The organism is Acinetobacter sp. YH12211 (genome assembly GCF_013418015.1).
GTDB lineage: Bacteria > Pseudomonadota > Gammaproteobacteria > Pseudomonadales > Moraxellaceae > Acinetobacter > Acinetobacter towneri.
Genome location: NZ_VPCW01000002.1, coordinates 176,938 through 195,281, shown reverse-complemented (window position 1 = coordinate 195,281; position 18,344 = coordinate 176,938). Strand labels below are relative to the sequence as shown.

Genomic DNA, 18,344 nt, shown 5'->3' with positions numbered 1-18,344 from the left:
CTGGCATAATCAACAGGTTTTTATCTATCTCCCACCTGTTGATCTCATGCAATCTCTTTGGCTGATTTTCCAATTACTCTGCTGTTTATGTCTAGGCTTTGTACTGGCAAAACGCCTCCCTCGAATAATCGAAAAAATTGCGTTTCAACTGCTTCCATATTTTAGCTATATCCTGCTAATTGCAATTGCGATGGAATTTTCACAAACGCTCGGTTCACTACAGCAGCCATCGCATATTCTATCTACAGCTTTACAGATTGCATTTGCTACATCAATTGGTGCTTTTCTGTGTTGTTATTTGCTTTACAAAGGTTTGGGGCTGCAAGCAACGCAAGGCAAAGTTTCATTACAGTTGTTGATTCAATCCTGCATCAACATCAGTTATGCCTTTTTTGCACTTTTGGCAGGCTACGTGCTGCATCTACTTTTTAGTGCTATGGATTTCCAAGTTCAGATCAACACTTGGTATTTACTGTTGCTGTTTATGTGGATGATTGGACTCGATCTCGCTTATTCGCCTTTAGATCGTTCTTGGCTGAATTGGAAAATTTTAATGGTGCCCGTAGGCTGTATTTTCGGTTCAGTTGCAGGGGTACTACTTTGCGCACTTTGGCTCCCCATCGCTCTACAAGATTTGCTTATGCTCTCACAAGGTTATGGATTTTATTCCATGAGCGGGATTGTGGTGTCGGAACTTCGCAATGCCGAATTGGGTAGTATTGCGTTAATGAATGATTTATTCAGAGAGATTTTTGCGATATTGCTGATGTATATTTTGGGATGGCGTTATCCACGTGCTGCAATTTCTGCCGCAGGCGCAACTGCCATGGACGTCACTTTGCCCATGGTAAAACAAGCCTGTGGCAACGATTTTATTCCACATGCCATGGTCAGTGGATTTGTATTGTCAATCCTTGCACCCATTGCTGTAAGTGTATTGGCTGCTATTTAAAAAGAATCAACAATTGTCCTCTCTCCCTCTGGGAGAGAGTTGGAGAGAGGGTTTGCGCTCTATTTAGGCGAGAGTTAGAGAGAGGGCTTATCTCCCTTTTAGAGAGTCAGCGATAGTAAAATTAAAGCGTCGCTAAAATATCTTTCAAAGTCTGACGTGGATTTTCAGATTTTGTAATTGGACGACCAATCACCAAATGCGTAGAACCATCCAGCATAGCTTGTTTGGGAGTCACAATACGTTTTTGATCATCGGCATTTGAGCCTTCAGGACGAATCCCTGGAGTTACTAAGGCAAAATCCTGCCCTAAGATTTCACGCAACATTTTGGCTTCTTGCGCAGAACACACCACACCATCTAAACCACTTTCTTGAGTGAGTTTAGCTAAACGCTGAACTTGCTCAAAAGGCTCAATATCTAAACCTAAATCTTTTAAATCTTCACGCCCCATAGAGGTTAGTACAGTCACTGCAATCAGTTGAGTCTGATAATTCCCTGCTTTTAAACGCTCCACACAGGTTTCCATCATTTTACGACCACCTGAGGCATGCACGTTGACCATCCATACGCCTAAATCTGCTGCAGCACATACAGCCTGAGCCGTTGTATTTGGAATATCGTGAAATTTCAAATCTAGAAAAACCTCAAAACCTTTGTCATGCAAGGCTTTCACGACTGCAGGACCTTCATGGGTAAATAACTCTTTACCAACTTTTACTCGACATAATGCAGGGTCTAATTGTTCTGCAATGGTTAAGGCGTCATATTGGCTTTTAGCATCGAGGGCAACAATGATACTCAAGAGAATTACCTATGGATTTGACAAAGAGTCGCTATTATAAAGTGATTCGTGCCAAGCAGATAGTCAAAAAGACAGCTTATCCCCCATCGCAGCGATAATCAGCCATTCGTCAAAGGCACACATAAAAAAACACCCCAAGATAACCTTGAGGTGTTGATGATCAATTCGCTCAACAGAGCAAATTAAAGTGCATTAGAAGAACGATCTTCAGTATGCACATCTAATACCGTTTTTTCATGACGAGTATGCGCAGCAGCTTCAGCAGCAGCCAGTTGAGCTGCATGAATTTGCTCTTTGCGTAGGTATTCAATATCTTTACGTAGTCGCTTAATTTCCCAACTATTTTGGAATACACGGAAAACCTGCACGCCCAACAATAACCCTAGCACCAAACCAAGTGCCAATGTAATCAGTAGCAATAGACCCAAACGCATTGCAGGCACTTGAGTAAATAACAGGTCAACTGAAAGTTCAGTGCCGTTTTGCAAAACCAATGCCAGAGAATATCCAAATAGAATAACTAAAATAGCGACTAGAACGTAACGCATAAACACCCCTAGGAATTTTATTTATTTACAGACTCGTTTACTGCATCACGTAGTGCTTTACCCGGTTTAAAGTGCGGTACAGCTTTAGCCGCAACTTCTACAGACTTACCTGTTTTTGGGTTACGACCTACACGTGGTTCACGGTGATGCAATGCAAAACTACCGAATCCACGAATTTCAATTCGGTTATCTGCCGATAGTGATGCAATCATTTGATCAATCATGATCTTCACAGCTTCTTCCACCAATGGCTCAGCCAAATGTGGATTTTTCAAAGCAATTCGTTCTATCAAATCAGACTTATTAAGTGCTTCAGTAGTCATCTGCGACCTCTTTAATTATCAAGCTACTTTTACCTAAACTGATAATAACCTGTTTAAATACAAAACGGTAGCGTAATAATTGAATACTACGCTACCGTTTACAGTATTTGTGTAAAAAGTATGTGCTAATTTACATTAACCATACAGTTTACCCGCAACTTAGTTGCCCATTTGAGCTTTGATCAAGTCACCAATTGTCTTAGGACCATTGTCTTGACCGCTAGTTGCAGTTTTCAAGTTAGCAACAGCTTCTTTCTCTTCAGCTTCGTCTTTCGCTTTGATAGACAAGTTGATAGAGCGAGATTTACGGTCTACGTTGATGATTTTCGCTTCAACTTCTTGACCAACTTCCAAGAACTTAGTTGCATCTTCAACGCGATCACGGTTGATTTCAGATGCTTTAAGTGTTGCTTCAACTTCGTCAGCTAACTTAACAGTTGCGCCACGAGCATCAACAGCAGTTACAGTACCTTTAACCAAAGCACCACGTTCGTTAGCAGCTAAGAAATCGTTGAATGGATCGCTGTTCAATTGCTTGATACCAAGGCTGATACGGTTGCCTTCAGCGTCTACAGAAAGGATAACCGCTTCAACAGTGTCACCTTTCTTGTAACGACGAATAGCTTCTTCGCCTTGCTCGTTCCAAGAAATGTCAGACAAGTGAACTAGGCCATCGATACCGCCTGGTAAACCGATGAAGATACCGAAGTCAGTGATTGACTTGATTGTACCTGAAACTTTTTCACCTTTGTCGTGGTTCTTAGCAAACTCTTCCCATGGGTTAGCACGAGTTTGTTTGATACCAAGAGAAATACGACGACGCTCTTCGTCCACTTCAAGAACCATAACGTCAACTTCGTCACCAATCTGAACAACTTTAGATGGGTGGATGTTTTTGTTAGTGTGGTCCATTTCTGAAACGTGTACTAAACCTTCAACGCCTTCAGCGATTTCTGCGAAACAGCCGTAGTCAGTTAAGTTTGTTACGCGAGCTTTAACGATAGAACCTTTAGGATAACGGCTCATGATCGCTAACCATGGATCTTCGCCTAATTGCTTAAGACCTAAAGATACGCGGTTACGCTCTTTGTCAAATTTAAGTACTTTAACAGTAACTTCTTGACCCACTTCAACCACTTCTGATGGATGCTTGATACGTTTCCAAGCCATGTCAGTGATGTGAAGAAGACCGTCAATACCGCCAAGGTCAACGAATGCACCGTAGTCAGTAAGGTTCTTAATCGTACCAGTAACAGTTTGACCTTCTTCAAGCTGAGCAAGAAGCGCTTCACGGTCAGCTGAAGATTCAGCTTCCATAACTGCACGACGAGATACAACAACGTTGTTACGTTTAGCATCAAGTTTGATAACTTTGAACTCTAACTCTTTACCTTCAAGGTGAGTTGTGTCACGGATAGGACGAGTGTCTACCAAAGAACCTGGTAAGAACGCACGAACTGGACCGATGTCTACAGTGAAACCGCCTTTAACTTTACCAGAGATAACACCAGTAACGATTTCGCCGTCTTCAAAGATTTTTTCAAGTTTAGTCCAAGTTTCAGCACGTTTCGCTTTTTCACGTGATAAAACAGTTTGGCCCATACCGTTGTCAAGTGCTTCAACAACAACATCAACGGTGTCACCAACTTGAACTTCAAGTTCGCGTTGTTCGTTTAAGAATTCAGCGCGGTCAACAACGCCTTCTGATTTAAGGCCAGTATCAACTGTTACCCAGTCAGAGTCGATGCTTACTACAACGCCTTGGATGACAGCACCCTTTTCAACGTTGAGGTTTAATTCGCTTTCTTCAAAGAGGGCTGCAAAAGATTCGGTCATGATATACCTGATAAAGTCAGCGGTCTTGGATCAGACAAGGCCGGTTTAGTTAAGCGTCTACATAGTCCGTATAGAACTGATCAAGCTATGCGTTCGCTGAATAGGTTTATTTCACGCGGTTAAGCGCGGCAAATAGCAAGCTTCTGATCGACATAAGCCGTCATTAATGCAAACACTTCATCAATGTTCAACTCAGAACTATCAATGATGTAAGCATCTTCTGCGGGCTTGAGCGGAGCAACTGTGCGCTCCATGTCTCGTTTGTCGCGAGCCTGTATATTCGCTAAAATGTCGCTTATTTTAGCATCCAGCCCCATACCCTGCAACTGTTTTACTCGTCTTTGTGCACGTGACTCTGCCGAAGCAGTTAAATAAATTTTAGCCTGCGCATTTGGGAAAATACTGGTCGCCATATCGCGTCCATCTGCAACCAAGCCTGGTGCTTGGGCAAAGGCATGCTGACGTGCAAGTAATGCTGTGCGCAATTCAGGTACTGCCGCAACTTTTGAGGCATATTCCCCCACACGTTCGGTACGTATGGTTTGCGTGACATCTTCACCATCAAGCAACACTTGTGTGCCATCTGGCTGGGTCACAAATTGAATATTGAGCTGTGTTGCAATGGCAACGCATTGACTCAGTTCAGTATCAAGTTGATCTAGCAAATTCTGCTTATGTAACGCCAAACCCAACAAACGATACAACGCACCAGAGTCGAGTAAATGAAACTGATAATATGCTGCCAATTTTGCCGCGAGTGTGCCTTTACCTGAACCGCTAGGGCCATCAATGGTAATAATTTGAACCGTCATGCTGTTTCCGAAATGATTAGAGAGATTTTGCGAGTTTGGATAAACCAATTTTAATTGCAGTTTTCAACTGCGCAAGAATAGCTTTGCTCACAAACGGAACTCGCGCTTGTAGCTCAATGCTATACGTGACCAAGGTTTTGTGATCTGCCACTTGCTGAAATTCAATGGTACCCAAATGATGTTTGATCAATGGATTTTTAATGATTTTATATTCAATCCGCTGATTCGGTTCAAGCACGGTAATTTGCTCTTGCAAAGGTTTAATTGGCCCAATCCCCATACGACGCACCGAACCTACACCATCTGGACGTTCAGGGTCAGCAGAGTCTTTAATACGCACCACTTGCATTGGTGCAAACGCAATATTATAAGTTGCATGTTTAGAAAGTAATTCAAATACTTGCGCAACTGGCGCATTAAATTCTTTTTTAATTTGAATAGCGTGCATGGTTTGCCCTGATGATGAATGCTATGTTGTGTTTGATTTAGTTTAACGCAAATCAAGCCTAAAACTCAGAACTGGTTTTGATCATGGAGGTCATTTATCAACTATTGCTGCTTTTGTTGTTTCTTTTGCGCACGGCGCATCTTAAAAAAATCACTCAACTGGGCTGAACATTGCTGCTCTAAACAACCTGATTGATACTCAAAAATATGATTGTAATAGCCTGACTCTAAAAGCTTTCTAGCACTGATCAATGAGCCGGCTTTGGGTTCAGTTGCTCCAAATACCACACGTTTGATTCGCGCATGAATGAGCGCACCCACACACATGGTACAAGGCTCCAGTGTGACATAAAGCGTGGCATCTTCAGGTAAACGATAATTTTGAATATGATCACATGCTGCACGGATTGCCACAATTTCGGCATGTGCGGTTGCGTCGTGTAAGGAAATAGGCGCGTTATAACCCGCGCCAATCACTTGATTTTGACTAACGATGACAGCCCCCACAGGAATTTCTCCCTGTGCTGCAGCCAAAGCAGCCTGCGCATAGGCAAGCTGCATCCAGTCTTCATCACTATAGTTCTGTTCTGACATTTAAATATGAGTAAAAATCAATACGAATTAAATAATCTCGTATTGTTTCAATAACTCATTCCAGCTTTCAATGCTCGTCACAGGTGGATTGTCTGCAAAAATGGTTTTGAGCTGCACTGGCCCATTTTGCTGCCAAGCTGGTGCAAGGTCTTTATCGACCAAACGTGCGCGCACACCTTCGACAAAATCTGCGTGGCGAATTTTCCAGTCTGAAATTTGCGTTTCCAGTTCAAACACTTCATTCCAAGCGTGAACCTTCTTACCCCATTGCCATAGTAACCACGTTAAAGCTGCTGTGGTTGGTGAACCTTTTTGCAAGTTTTCACTGGCTTGACGTAACCAATCGCTACGTGCATCGCTTAGACCAATGATGGATTCATAATCACTTTCAAAACTCACACCACGGCACACGCTTTGAATCACATCCAAAGAATTCTGTAGCGGCCCAGGCCCTACAGGACGGTGCATGCTGTTCAAGGTATCATCAATGGCACGGAAGTCACCTGCAGGGTAATGATTCCAGTCAATATTAATGACTTTTTCTAATACAGAAGCGCGTTGTGCATCACAAATATGGGTTGCCCAACCAATACCATACGCACCTGCAGCAGTCATAATTGAACCCGTTAAACCTGTGAACAAGCCAATCGCACCACGGTCAGCCAAGAAACGAGTTGCCCCTACATCTGGGTATAAACCAATGTTAATTTCTGGCATAGCTAAACGTGAATACGGTGTCACCAAACGGAATGGTGCAGCCATAAATAGACCTAAGCCACCACCCATGACATAACCTTCACCCCACACTAAAACAGGCTTGGCATAGTTATGTAGCAACAAGTCCAACGCATATTCTTGCTCAAAGAATTTATTGGCAGTTGCAACCTCATCATTAATGACAAGCTGACGTAATTTACGCACATCACCGCCTGCACAAAATGCTTTTGGTGTGGTCGAATCTAGCCAAATTGCTTTTACGCTATCATCGGTATGAAAGTCTTCAAATACTGCCAATAATGCAGAAACAATAGATTCATCTAAAGCATGCAAAGATTTTGGGCGATTCAAACGTACAATGCGCCAACCGTTATTTGCTTCTTCGACAATTAAATCCGGATGATATTCTTTAGAAATGGGAGAATGTGTCATGCGTCCAGCTGCCAGTCTATAGGCTCAATGCCATTTTGTTTAAGATAATTATTTGATTTTGAAAATACTTTACATCCAAAAAAACCACCGCGGTTTGCTGCCAATGGGGATGGATGCGCTGCCTTCAAAATCAGATGTTTATTTGGATCTATACGTTGTCCTTTACGTTGTGCATACGCGCCCCACAAAATAAACACAATATGCTCACGTTGTTGATTTAACACATCAATCACATGATCTGTAAAATCTTCCCAACCCTGCTTTTGGTGCGAGGTTGGTTGTCCTGCTTCTACCGTTAACACGCTGTTGAGCAGCAATACCCCTTGCTCTGCCCAATGCGTTAAATCACCGTGTCTTGGAATAGGCACACCTAAATCTGTATGTAACTCATGGAAAATATTACGCAAAGATGGTGGCAATGCAACCCCTCTTTGTACAGAAAAACTAAGTCCATGTGCCTGATTAGGTCCATGATAAGGGTCTTGCCCAATAATCACGACTTTCACCTGATTTAAAGGCGTGGTATTTAAAGCATTAAATATCAGTGAACTTGGTGGATAAATCACCTTATTCTGTTGTTTTTCCTGCAACAAAAAACCGCGTAGCGCATCCATTTGTGGACTCAATAAAAATTCAGCTAGATTGTATTTCCAACTCTCATCTAACTGAACTTTATTTAAGCTCGCATATTGCTGCTCAGTAAAAGACATACCGCTATCAATCCTTGTTGATGTCTAATGATGTGATTTAAAGTTTAACTTGTAACTCGACATTCGGGTTTTGGAATGTCATCCCCTGTTTTAATTTTTCATACATTTGTGGGTCTGACCACTCTGTCTGTACTTGCTCAGAGAAATGAATTTGATCCAGACTCAGCAATCCCATCTGCGCATTTTCAATATCTTCCAAAAAGCTTTGTGCATAGCCAGTATCGGTTTCATGCACAATTACAGAATAGACCTCTACATCACCCTCCCCATTTTGTGTGATGGTCGATGCCAAAACTTGCTGTGCCAAATAAAAGAAAATACGTGAAAACTGCTCTGCCGATGGCGATACTGGTAAAGAAACCCAACGTGCGCTGAACGTTTTGCAGGCTTGAATATATGCAGGATCGTCCTGCTCCCAAAAACAAATGGCATGATCAAAAGCATCAAATAATTCTTTGATTACACCTTTAAGCAAACCAAAGTCATACACCATTTGTCCATGATCAAGTTTTGAAGCTTTCAGTAATAATTCTACTTTATAGCTATGACCATGAATCGAGCGCTTACAGCGGTCTGAAGTGCAATTACGCACAATATGCGCATTTTCAAACTTAAATAACTTTCGAATTAACATGGGTCTTAACGTCATCAAAATATTTGGGGGATATTCTTTTTAATTATAATGCAAAACGTGAACAATAAGCCAATTTTAGCCCGCAGATTGCCAGACAAAAATCGTAATGATCAGTTTCAGTACAGATATGCAATGCATTTGCATCCGAATAACAGCAACTAAGTCAAGGTTAATGCTAATACTTAAAATGGCGCCAGACTTCGCCCACTGACATTGACAGATTTTTCGCTACGCACCAAATCACTGCTAAATTGACGTTTGCGCTCGCCCAATACCACTTCAATTTTGGCTTTAAAATAATGGGATTGCACACCCAATAAACTTGTAAATTCATTGCGTATCGCGCTATCGACAGCTTGAAAGCCATCTAACTCCCACAAAGCATTTACATTGCTAAAGTGCTCTAAATTGGCATTACGACGATCAAGTAGATTTTGCACAGCAACCACATCCAATTTTTCATCAAAGCTCGCCAAAACTAAAGCAGGTGCGGTATTAATATTGATAGTGGTATCTCGTTTTGGCAAGGCACTCACATAAGGTGCAATTTGCTGATACTTCGCACCTTCAAAACCACGGACTTGTTTTAATTCTTCCGCACTATGAAACAAGCTATTGGGCGGTAAATAAGGAATTGGCAAACCTTGGTAATAACTCGACTCTGCACCCATAGCACCACTCGGTTCATCATCTGCATCTTGCCAATCAATCACAGCTTCACTTAATTGCGCAGGTAGCCCAACACGCTGCAATAATTTTTCAAAATATTTTTTTGCTTTTTCGTTTACTTGATCTTCGGTTGTCAGCAAACTATTTAAATTAAATTTCCCTGACTCATCTTGCAGCACGCCCGATACATAACCATCTTCGACTGGAAATGGCGGCATCGGTTTTGCCCAGTTCTCTTGTAAGTGATCAACTTGGCCTGCATTTTCAGCATCATCTTGCAGTAATTCTGCAAAAAATACTTCAGCACTTTTGGCATATAACAATGCCTGATTTTGACGCATCAAATAGGCGGTATTTTCACTGGTGTACATTTGCCGCTTGGCAATGGTCGCTGCCAAAATCGTAGCTAAGGCAACCAACATCAAAATCGTAATCAAGGCGATGCCTTGTTGTGATTTGATGATGCTACCTAAGCGCTGAGTCGATTTTGAATACATTGCCACTGTGCCTTTAATTGTCTTTCTTCTTTAAAAAATCAGTCTGCAATAAGCTAAATATCCATTCGTATTGCACGTCACGCACGGTTAAATTTATTTTTATTCCTTTCGGGAGTAGCCTTAATTGTTCAGTTTGCTGCGAATCGACACTGCTTTCAGGCCAACTGCTCAATTCATTTGGATTCAAAACCATAATCTCAAAGGCTTCGACTTCATCCAACATCACGCTCGACTCAGGCTGATCATTGCCCGTTTGATGCAAATTACGATATTTTAAACGATACAATTTTTTTTCATCGGCACGATATTGATATTCAACACGCTCATGGGGTGAAATACTCTGCTGCAAAGGATCGGTCACCCCTGTTTTACTGAAATTAAAACGTCCATTTTGTAAAACCAAAGCAGGTTGTTGCTGCCCTTTGACATTGGCCGTTAATGGAACAGCCTGCATCGTGTCACGTAATATTTGTTGATAGCTTTCTTGCAACTGTTCTAGATTGGCTTCATGCATCGCATTGCGATCTTTGACTTTGGCGAGATAATCAAATACTTTCCAACCCAAAGCAGACAGCACTGCAAAAATTGCAATAGCGACTAGCAACTCAACTAAAGTGAAGCCTTTCTTTGTACTCATGATTGCTGCTCACGGGCATTAAAAAACACCAAAGAAGTCACTCCTGCTTCAACTTGTCCTGTGTCTTGATTATATAAACTGATTTGAAGATCGACACGTTGCACATTAGGACTAATGGTTGGCTGTGTGGACTTGTCAATTTGCCATGTTTCGCCCTGTTGTGTCACTTGCTTTGACTCTGTTCCACTTAACCATTGCCGATTCATTTCCATCAATGCCACTTCATTCAAAGCCACAAATTGTGCTTTGGTTCTTAAAATTGCATTGGCGGTGGATTGGGTATATTGCATCGCCACTTTGGTCATTGCCATAGCTGCTGTTGCAAAAATTGCCAAAGCCACCATAACTTCAAGTAGTGTAAATCCTTTAGCTTTCATGGATTTTTCCTAAATGATCGACCTCTATTTCCGCACCTACAGGACGCTGTTCTAAATAGAACTGAATACGCACAGGTTTGGCTTCACCATTGCCCAGCCAAATCAGTGCGGGTGCATTACCTTGCAGCAACTCACTATTGTTAGCATTCGGATAGCTTTGTTCTAAAGATAAAATTTGGATAGAAACTTGTTCAGGCAACGTTCTGCTTTTAAATTCGCCATAGTTTTGCCATTTTTGATTATTTTGCAGGGTTAATTGTTGTTCTGAAGCATAAGGCTGATATTCCAGTACATCATATCGCGCAGGTGAAACATCGGTTGCTTGATGCAAATTGAGTGCAAAAATACGCGCTTGATCATTGGCTTCACGATTCAGTTTACGCAAATCCAATAAAAACACTTCCCGCGCCTGCATGGCTTTACGCTGATCAACACCACCGATATTCATTAAAACCAGCGATGCCATAATCGCCATAATGACTATCACCACCATCAATTCAATGAGCGTAAAACCGCGAACCGAAGATAGTGGTGTGTTCATAGCGTATTAATTCAATTGCTCGAAAGATTGTGCTTGTTTGGGCATCGCCAACGCTTGATCGATATAGGCCACACGTAAAGTATCCCGGGAACCTAAATAACGCTGATAGAAACTTGAGTTTAAAATGGCTGCCGCACCATGCGTAAGTGCCCAAATTGAAGCCAGATAATCACGCACTTCCATGTGACTATTAATAGATTCCAAATATTGTTCAGTCATACGGATAATGATGCGTAATCGGCTTTTACGAACCTGATATAGTTCACTAAACAACAAGCCAATGCCAACACCCGTTGTAGAAAGGCGTTCTTCAATTTGATGAAAAAGCACAGTACGTTCAGGATGATGTAAGTGATGCAGCATAAAAAATGCTAGATGTTCAGGAAACTGTTTTTCCGCATCTTTAATCATTTCTAGCAACATGCGCTCATTACGAATAATAAGCAACATATATAGTTCATCTTTACTTTGAAAGTGTTTATATAGAGTACCTTTGGCCAAATCCAGTTCTGCTGCCAAAGCATCAAGGGTCATTCCTGCTTCACCATTTTCCAAAAGCAACTGCTCTGCCACTTGGAAAATTAACGTTTCTCTTGCTCGAAACTGAGCCTGACGATCCATCTTCACCCGATAAACTCTCTTTTCACTATTCAATCAATGGAAATTTTTAATATCACCAGAACATTAAATTTTTGCATCATTCCACTATGCAAATTAATGTCCTTTGAGCAGGTTTTCAAAGTTTTGTGTTGTTATGAAAGCCATTTCCTCTAAGGACTTATCATATACATCACTTAGGGCTTTGGCTACATACGGAACGTATTTTGGCTCATTTGTCTTACCGCGATATGGCACAGGTGCCAAATATGGACTATCAGTTTCAATTAAGACACGGTCTAAAGGTACTTGCTTAGCCACATCACGTAAATCTTGTGCATTTTTAAAGGAAACAATGCCTGAAAACGACACATAATAACCGCAATCTAACACCGCTTTGGCGGTTGCCCAGTCTTCAGTAAAGCAATGTAATACACCATGTGTCGATTTTTCCGCACGGATAATATCTACTGTATCTTGCTTGGCAGCACGGGTATGTACCACCACAGGTTTTTTTACAGCTTGTGAAGCATGAATATGCCGTGCAAAACAGGCTTTTTGCTCTGCGACAAAATCGGTACTGTGAAAATAGTCCAAACCTGTTTCGCCCAAAGCCCAGACTTTGTCTGCTTGTGCTAAAGCAATCAGTTGCTCGGTGGTGGCACGCGCCATATTTTCAGCATTTTCACAAGGATGCACACCCACGCTATAACCAACATCGGCATGGCGTGCTGCAATTTTTGACAATGCAATATGATCGTCTAAATCGACAGAGATACCCATAATTTTAGACACACCCGCTAGGCGTGCCTGTGCAATTGCTGCATCTAAGTCACCATCATAAAGGCTTAAATCCAGCATCGTTAAATGACAATGTGTATCTACAAACACGATTTTTTCCTAAAAGCAAACAACCTACATAGTGTAACTGTTACGGTTGTCAGACTTAAGCCCCGCAAGGATTCTTTCGGCTTCAGATTTGTAATAAACGCCTTTTTCACCGCTCAGTTGAATGCCAAAGCCCTGCAATTTGATGCCGTTTTGCTTTTGCGAAATCCAGATGACTTTTCCTGTAAGTGGAATTTTTTGTGATTGTTCAGGCAAAGTTGCAAGCACGAAGATTTCTTCACCCATTTTTACAGGTTGTTTTGAGGGTACAAATAAGCCACCGCCCACAACGTATGGCATATAACTTAAATATAGCGTTTCGACATCAGGAATATTGGCCTGAATAATACCGCCCATACGTGGTTGCATCATGTTCCCCTTAAATATTCATCAACTTAATACATAATTGATCAAGCACTAGATTACTTTGCACGTTTTGCTCAAGCATTGGCTTGGCTTGCTGTAATTCTGCATATAAACCAAACAGACTTTCTAAGTCATATTGTTCAGCCAAATGCTGCAAAGCGGTGCTTAAATCCAAATTTTTAATGCTTTGATTTAGCTTGACACAAATTAAATCACACAACAAGTATTCAAACATCTGACTAAAATCAGTAAAGCTCAGCGCCTTGTTCCACTTGGTTGCGATTGCCATCGGCATATTTTTTTGCGTTACCAGTTTAGACCAGTCTTTGAGAAAATCTGTACGCTGTTCTAGCCATTCTGTCTGTGCCAACTGCAAAGCCTGCAACGGCATTTGATTAGACAAATTCATCAACAATTGCTGTTTGTCTGCATCTAAATCGGGCAAATGCTGCTGCAAATATGCCGTAGCCTGTGCAGCATCAATACGGTCTAAAGCAAAATGCTGCAAACGGCTACGAATGGTTGCAGGTAATTTAAGATAATGATCTGCCAGCAAAATAATCACGATGCGATCACCCGGTTCTTCGAGGGTTTTCAGCAACGCATTGGAAGATGCAATATTTAAGGCTTCAGCAGGTTCAATCACAATCACCCGCCAGCCATCTACCGTTTGCTGGACAAAAGGTAATAAATCACGGATCTTCTCGATCTTAATTTTCGCGTTTTGCTTTTTATTCTCTTCATCGGTGCTGATATAGACATAATTCGGATGTGTATCTGATTTTAACCACTGACAACTGCTACATTCACCACAAGGCTGTGACTGCACATCACGCTGTTGGCATAAAATCCAAGCCACAAATTGCTGTGCAAAGGCTTCTTTACCACAACCCTGTTTGCCAAAAAACAATAAACCATGCCCCATTTTGGGAAATCGCCCTGTCAGGTTTTCCCAAACTTGTTGCTGCCAAGGATATACTTGTCCAATTACATCACGTTGCATGGTCGGTGATTCACTTACTCAAAATGGGCAATATCCATTGCATTTAAACGGTCTAAGTCTGCTTGGGTATCTACACCCGGTGGTAAATTGGCTTCTGCAACTGCAATGGCAATACGATGTCCATTTTCCAAGACACGCAATTGCTCTAGGCTTTCCAGCTTTTCCAATGTTCCCATTTCCCAAGTCACATATTCTTGCAGCAATTCCACACGGTACGCATACAAACCTAAATGGCGATACGCATGTGCATGCAATTGTGGTGTCGCTGCTTTCGCACCATCGCGGTCATAAGGAATCGTGGCACGGCTAAAATACAAAGCCTGATTGTGTTTAGACATGACCACTTTAACAATGCTGTCGCGAGTAAATTCATCTAGTTGCTGAATCGGCTCACATAGCGTAGACATCGAGCATTCAGGTTGAGCTTCTAACAACTGCGCCACTTGTTGCACCAATTGCGCAGGCAAAAGTGGCTCATCGCCCTGCACATTGACGATAATATCGTTTTTATCCCAACCTTTAATGCGCGCCACTTCACTTAAACGATCTGTACCTGATGGATGGTCTGCCGAAGTCAGCACTACATCTACACCTTCGGCACGGCATAATTCTGCAATACGAGCATCATCGGTCGCCACACACAAGTCATCAAAACCTGCCACTTTTTTTGCCTGATCAACCACACGTAAAATCATGGCACGACCATGAATTTCCAGTAAAGGTTTGCCTGGCAGGCGTGAACTAGCATAACGTGCAGGGATAACAATGTGCTTCATAATTTTCCTTATCATGGTCTTTCAGGCAGGTTTAAACCCAATTGTTTCAATTGTTGATGTAAGGTGACATAGCAGGCCGATGACAATACTGCATCTACAGGTACAACCCAAATTTCACGCTGAAAATCTGGATATTGTTTTAACAGAGGCAATAACTTTACTGCATCTTTTTCTGTGGTAATAATCGGTTGCGAATCTTCAAACTGCAAATCGGTAATTTCATAGTCATGGTGGTCTGGAAACTCATGGCATTGAAATTGGGTCACACCCATCGACTCTAAAGTTTTATAAAACCGCTCAGGAAAGCCAATGCCCACGACAGCATAAAAATTTTGGGTCGGATCAAAAATTAATTCTTGTGCGGGATGCAATAAGTATGGCGCTGCAACGGCCAAATGCATATTTAATTCAGAACTCGGTTGCGCTGCATGTTCAATCACCGTGGCATGCTCTAATCGAGATTTTGGTTCACGCAAATAACCTTCGGGCAATATTTTCTCGTTACCCAAACCACGATTATTATCTAAAACAATCCATTCCAATTGACGGTTTAAAGCCAAATGCTGCAAACCATCATCACTAATAATTAAATCCAATTCATGCTGTGCAAGTAACAATTCAATACTTTTTTGACGATTTGGCCCCACAGCCATCGGTACGCCTGTAGATTGCACAATCAAAGTCGGTTCATCGCCCACTACGTCAACATTAGCGTCAATGCTGACATAGGCTGGAAATGGGCCTTTTCCGCCATAACCACGGCTAATCACGCCAACACGAACATCTAAACTTTGTAGATATTTGACCAAGTGAATCAGCAAAGGGGTTTTGCCGCTGCCACCCACAGTAATATTGCCAATCACCATCACAGGTACGGGCGCGGTATAAGCGGTTTTAATACCTGAACGATATAAATTTTGATTGAGCAAACTCACACCACGGTACAATAAAGACAAGGGCCTAAGCACAACCAGCCATTTGGCTTGTTGCTGCCAAGCGTCCTGAATAAATTGTGCCAAAGACATGAATTAATGTTCCTCGAAGTTACGTTGATGCAACTGGAAGTACGCACCTTTTCGCGCTATGAGTTCCTGATGAGTACCTTGTTCTAAAATACGTCCTTGATCCATCACCACAATACGGTCAGCATTTTCAATGGTAGATAAACGGTGTGCAATGACAATAGTGGTACGGTCTTGCATGGCCGCATCAAATGCACGTTGAATAAAGTATTCAGATTCATTGTCTAAAGCACTGGTGGCTTCATCTAAAATTAAAATCGGTGCATTTTTCAAGATTGCACGTGCAATGGCAATACGCTGTCGCTGACCACCCGACAAATTCAAACCTTGCGCACCTAATGCTGTGTCGTAGCCTTGCGGTAAAGCCATAATAAAGTCATGTGCATAAGCCGCTTTGGCTGCAGCAATCACTGCTTCATCACTCGCACCTTCAAGCTGACCATAGGCAATATTTTCACGCACCGTACGGTTAAACAATACCACTTGCTGATTGACCATAGCAATTTGTGAACGCAGGCTATTCAGCTCAATGTCACGAATATCCTGCTGATCAAACAAAATTTGCCCTGAAGATACTTCCTGAAAACGTACCAACAGATTGACCAATGAGGTTTTACCCGCACCTGAACGCCCAACTAAAGCCACAGTTTCACCTGCTTTGACATCCAGATTAAAATCATGAATGGCATGATGCCCATCGGAATACACCAAATTCACATTCTTAAATTGCAAATTACCTTTTAAGTCTGGTGTAAGCGTCCCGTGATTATCTTCTTCAGGCATATCGAGCAATTCAAAAACCGAATGCGCTGCTGCCAAACCGCGTTGTAATTTTTCGTTAATATCGGTAAGGGCTTTAATTGGTTTGCTCAACATACCTGCGGCAGTAATGTAGGCTACAAACTCGCCTGCTGAAATATCACGTAGAATTTCTGGGCGTAAGGCAATCCAGATAATAATTGCCAAAGCAATGGACATAATGAACTGCACCACAGGGCTGTTCAATTGCTGCACTGCCACCATCTTTAAACCACGACGCAGGTTTTCTAAAGAGTTTTCTTTAAATCGGCTTTGTTCATAGGTCTGACCACCAAAACCTTTGACGACCAAATTACCATTCACCGTTTCTTGCACCACGTGGTTTACATCCCCCATGGTGTCTTGTACTTGAATAGATAAACGACGCATGCGTTTTGCAGCTTTACGAATCAGCAAGCCAATTAATGGGCCAAATACCAAAATACAGAGGGTCAAACGCCAGTTGGTATACAGCAAATAGCCGAGCAAGCCGAGTGTAATCAAACCCTGTTGTACCAATGTACGCAGCGATTCTGTAGATGCAGCGGTCAACTGCTCTACGTTATACATAATTTTGGCAGTAATGTGCCCACTGGTATTATCTAAGTAATACTGTGCAGGTAAACGCAGCAATTTAGCAAAGACTTCCTGACGGATATTGAATACCAAATTACGTGAAATCACTGCGGTATAGTAACCGCCAATAAAAGTTCCCAAACCACGGAAAAACATCAGTGCAATGACTAATAGCGGAAATAGTGTGGTGAAAGATTGGTCACGCTCCTGAATGGCATTAATAATTTTTTCCAAGAGTTTTGCCACAGATACTTCTGTGGCTGCATTAATGGCGAAACCGATAATCACCAAGATTGCCAAGCCCCAAAATGGGAGCAAATATCTCAGAAGACGGCGATAGACCTGTAAATCCTTCTTCACTAATAACCTCGAGTTGGGACTTTCGTACTGATATTGATGTTGACGAAACCAAGTTGTCCTGCGACATCCATCACTCGAATCACATCTTGATGAGTGGCTTTGGCATCTGCAGCAATGATAAACATTAAATCACGTCGATCTTGAGAAATTTGTTTAATTGCTGTGCTTAAATCTGCCACTTCCTTAGTCGAAAGTGCCTGACCATTGACAGAATAATGCCCTGAAGAATCTACCACGACTTCAATTTTATGTTCATAAGATTTTGGTGGTACGCCTTGCGCATCTGGCAAAGTTAAATTCATACGGCTAAATTGGTTAAATGTGGTCGAAAGCAACAAAAACACCAAGATGAACAGTAAACAGTCAATCATTGGAGTCAGGTTAATATGAATATCTTCAACTTGCGAGCGTTTGAATTTCATAAACTCAC

Annotated in this window: 23 protein-coding genes; 1 reads left to right on the top strand and 22 read right to left on the bottom strand. The window is 41.9% G+C overall.

Going from position 1 to position 18,344, the window contains the following annotated elements; all coding sequences use genetic code 11:
- The first annotated feature begins 46 nt into the window (after nt 1-46).
- Nucleotides 47-952 carry a lysine exporter LysO family protein gene (locus FTU98_RS02005; RefSeq protein WP_004976767.1) on the top strand — a complete coding sequence of 302 codons (906 nt, stop codon included), beginning with the start codon at nt 47-49 and terminating at the stop codon, nt 950-952.
- Between the two features lie 121 nt (nt 953-1,073).
- On the opposite strand, the gene pyrF is transcribed toward FTU98_RS02005, so the two are convergent.
- The 22 genes from pyrF to FTU98_RS01895 all read right to left on the bottom strand — a co-directional run bounded on the left by pyrF (nt 1,074) and on the right by FTU98_RS01895 (nt 18,336).
- Complete coding sequence (pyrF, locus tag FTU98_RS02000) at nt 1,074-1,754, bottom strand: orotidine-5'-phosphate decarboxylase (RefSeq protein WP_019836519.1); 681 nt, start codon at nt 1,752-1,754, stop codon at nt 1,074-1,076.
- A gap of 182 nt (nt 1,755-1,936) precedes the next feature.
- The gene (locus FTU98_RS01995) at nt 1,937-2,302 is read right to left on the bottom strand and encodes a lipopolysaccharide assembly protein LapA domain-containing protein (RefSeq protein WP_004976771.1); all 366 of its coding nucleotides are present in this window, start codon (nt 2,300-2,302) and stop codon (nt 1,937-1,939) included.
- A 17-nt stretch (nt 2,303-2,319) separates the two neighbouring features.
- On the bottom strand, nt 2,320-2,625 hold the full coding sequence (locus FTU98_RS01990) for an integration host factor subunit beta (RefSeq protein ID WP_004976773.1): 306 nt from the start codon (nt 2,623-2,625) through the stop codon (nt 2,320-2,322).
- A 159-nt stretch (nt 2,626-2,784) separates the two neighbouring features.
- Complete coding sequence (gene rpsA / locus FTU98_RS01985) at nt 2,785-4,461, bottom strand: 30S ribosomal protein S1 (RefSeq protein ID WP_004976774.1); 1,677 nt, start codon at nt 4,459-4,461, stop codon at nt 2,785-2,787.
- Between the two features lie 119 nt (nt 4,462-4,580).
- A complete protein-coding gene (cmk, locus tag FTU98_RS01980) occupies nt 4,581-5,273 on the bottom strand; it encodes a (d)CMP kinase (protein ID WP_154320795.1) in 693 nt (230 codons plus the stop codon).
- A 16-nt stretch (nt 5,274-5,289) separates the two neighbouring features.
- Nucleotides 5,290-5,721: an SRPBCC family protein gene (locus FTU98_RS01975; RefSeq protein WP_019836521.1), complete on the bottom strand. Its 432-nt coding sequence runs from the start codon at nt 5,719-5,721 to the stop codon at nt 5,290-5,292.
- 101 nt (nt 5,722-5,822) lie between these two features.
- Nucleotides 5,823-6,314, bottom strand: coding sequence for a tRNA adenosine(34) deaminase TadA (gene tadA, locus FTU98_RS01970; protein WP_004976782.1), 492 nt, complete (start codon nt 6,312-6,314; stop codon nt 5,823-5,825).
- A gap of 27 nt (nt 6,315-6,341) precedes the next feature.
- Complete coding sequence (locus FTU98_RS01965) at nt 6,342-7,463, bottom strand: enoyl-CoA hydratase/isomerase family protein (RefSeq protein ID WP_004976784.1); 1,122 nt, start codon at nt 7,461-7,463, stop codon at nt 6,342-6,344.
- A complete protein-coding gene (gene ung, locus FTU98_RS01960) occupies nt 7,460-8,173 on the bottom strand; it encodes a uracil-DNA glycosylase (protein WP_104851898.1) in 714 nt (237 codons plus the stop codon). The genes FTU98_RS01965 and ung overlap by 4 nt, the downstream gene beginning before the upstream one ends.
- Before the next feature lie 37 nt (nt 8,174-8,210).
- Nucleotides 8,211-8,807: a 6-carboxytetrahydropterin synthase gene (locus FTU98_RS01955; RefSeq protein WP_104851897.1), complete on the bottom strand. Its 597-nt coding sequence runs from the start codon at nt 8,805-8,807 to the stop codon at nt 8,211-8,213.
- 182 nt (nt 8,808-8,989) lie between these two features.
- Complete coding sequence (gene gspK, locus FTU98_RS01950; RefSeq protein WP_171501107.1) at nt 8,990-9,973, bottom strand: type II secretion system minor pseudopilin GspK; 984 nt, start codon at nt 9,971-9,973, stop codon at nt 8,990-8,992.
- 13 nt (nt 9,974-9,986) lie between these two features.
- Nucleotides 9,987-10,610, bottom strand: a complete 624-nt coding sequence (gspJ, locus tag FTU98_RS01945) for a type II secretion system minor pseudopilin GspJ (RefSeq protein WP_131261480.1) — start codon at nt 10,608-10,610, stop codon at nt 9,987-9,989.
- Nucleotides 10,607-10,987, bottom strand: coding sequence for a type II secretion system minor pseudopilin GspI (gene gspI / locus FTU98_RS01940; protein WP_004976793.1), 381 nt, complete (start codon nt 10,985-10,987; stop codon nt 10,607-10,609). Before gspI ends, gspJ begins: the two co-directional genes overlap by 4 nt.
- Nucleotides 10,977-11,528 (bottom strand): prepilin-type N-terminal cleavage/methylation domain-containing protein, encoded by a 552-nt coding sequence (locus tag FTU98_RS01935; RefSeq protein ID WP_131261481.1) that lies wholly within the window; start codon nt 11,526-11,528, stop codon nt 10,977-10,979. Before FTU98_RS01935 ends, gspI begins: the two co-directional genes overlap by 11 nt.
- A gap of 6 nt (nt 11,529-11,534) precedes the next feature.
- A complete protein-coding gene (locus FTU98_RS01930; RefSeq protein ID WP_004976797.1) occupies nt 11,535-12,149 on the bottom strand; it encodes a TetR/AcrR family transcriptional regulator in 615 nt (204 codons plus the stop codon).
- Nucleotides 12,150-12,242: 93 nt separating this feature from the next.
- On the bottom strand, nt 12,243-13,016 hold the full coding sequence (locus tag FTU98_RS01925; protein ID WP_154320797.1) for a TatD family hydrolase: 774 nt from the start codon (nt 13,014-13,016) through the stop codon (nt 12,243-12,245).
- Nucleotides 13,017-13,040: 24 nt separating this feature from the next.
- Complete coding sequence (locus FTU98_RS01920) at nt 13,041-13,382, bottom strand: PilZ domain-containing protein (RefSeq protein ID WP_026438361.1); 342 nt, start codon at nt 13,380-13,382, stop codon at nt 13,041-13,043.
- A gap of 10 nt (nt 13,383-13,392) precedes the next feature.
- Nucleotides 13,393-14,382: a DNA polymerase III subunit delta' C-terminal domain-containing protein gene (locus FTU98_RS01915; RefSeq protein ID WP_154320798.1), complete on the bottom strand. Its 990-nt coding sequence runs from the start codon at nt 14,380-14,382 to the stop codon at nt 13,393-13,395.
- A gap of 14 nt (nt 14,383-14,396) precedes the next feature.
- Nucleotides 14,397-15,158, bottom strand: a complete 762-nt coding sequence (gene kdsB, locus FTU98_RS01910; protein WP_004976805.1) for a 3-deoxy-manno-octulosonate cytidylyltransferase — start codon at nt 15,156-15,158, stop codon at nt 14,397-14,399.
- Nucleotides 15,159-15,169: 11 nt separating this feature from the next.
- On the bottom strand, nt 15,170-16,183 hold the full coding sequence (gene lpxK / locus FTU98_RS01905; RefSeq protein ID WP_131261483.1) for a tetraacyldisaccharide 4'-kinase: 1,014 nt from the start codon (nt 16,181-16,183) through the stop codon (nt 15,170-15,172).
- 3 nt (nt 16,184-16,186) lie between these two features.
- Nucleotides 16,187-17,914: a lipid A export permease/ATP-binding protein MsbA gene (gene msbA / locus FTU98_RS01900; protein WP_004976810.1), complete on the bottom strand. Its 1,728-nt coding sequence runs from the start codon at nt 17,912-17,914 to the stop codon at nt 16,187-16,189.
- Nucleotides 17,914-18,336: a biopolymer transporter ExbD gene (locus FTU98_RS01895; RefSeq protein ID WP_004976812.1), complete on the bottom strand. Its 423-nt coding sequence runs from the start codon at nt 18,334-18,336 to the stop codon at nt 17,914-17,916. The genes msbA and FTU98_RS01895 overlap by 1 nt, the downstream gene beginning before the upstream one ends.
- Nucleotides 18,337-18,344 lie beyond the last annotated feature (8 nt).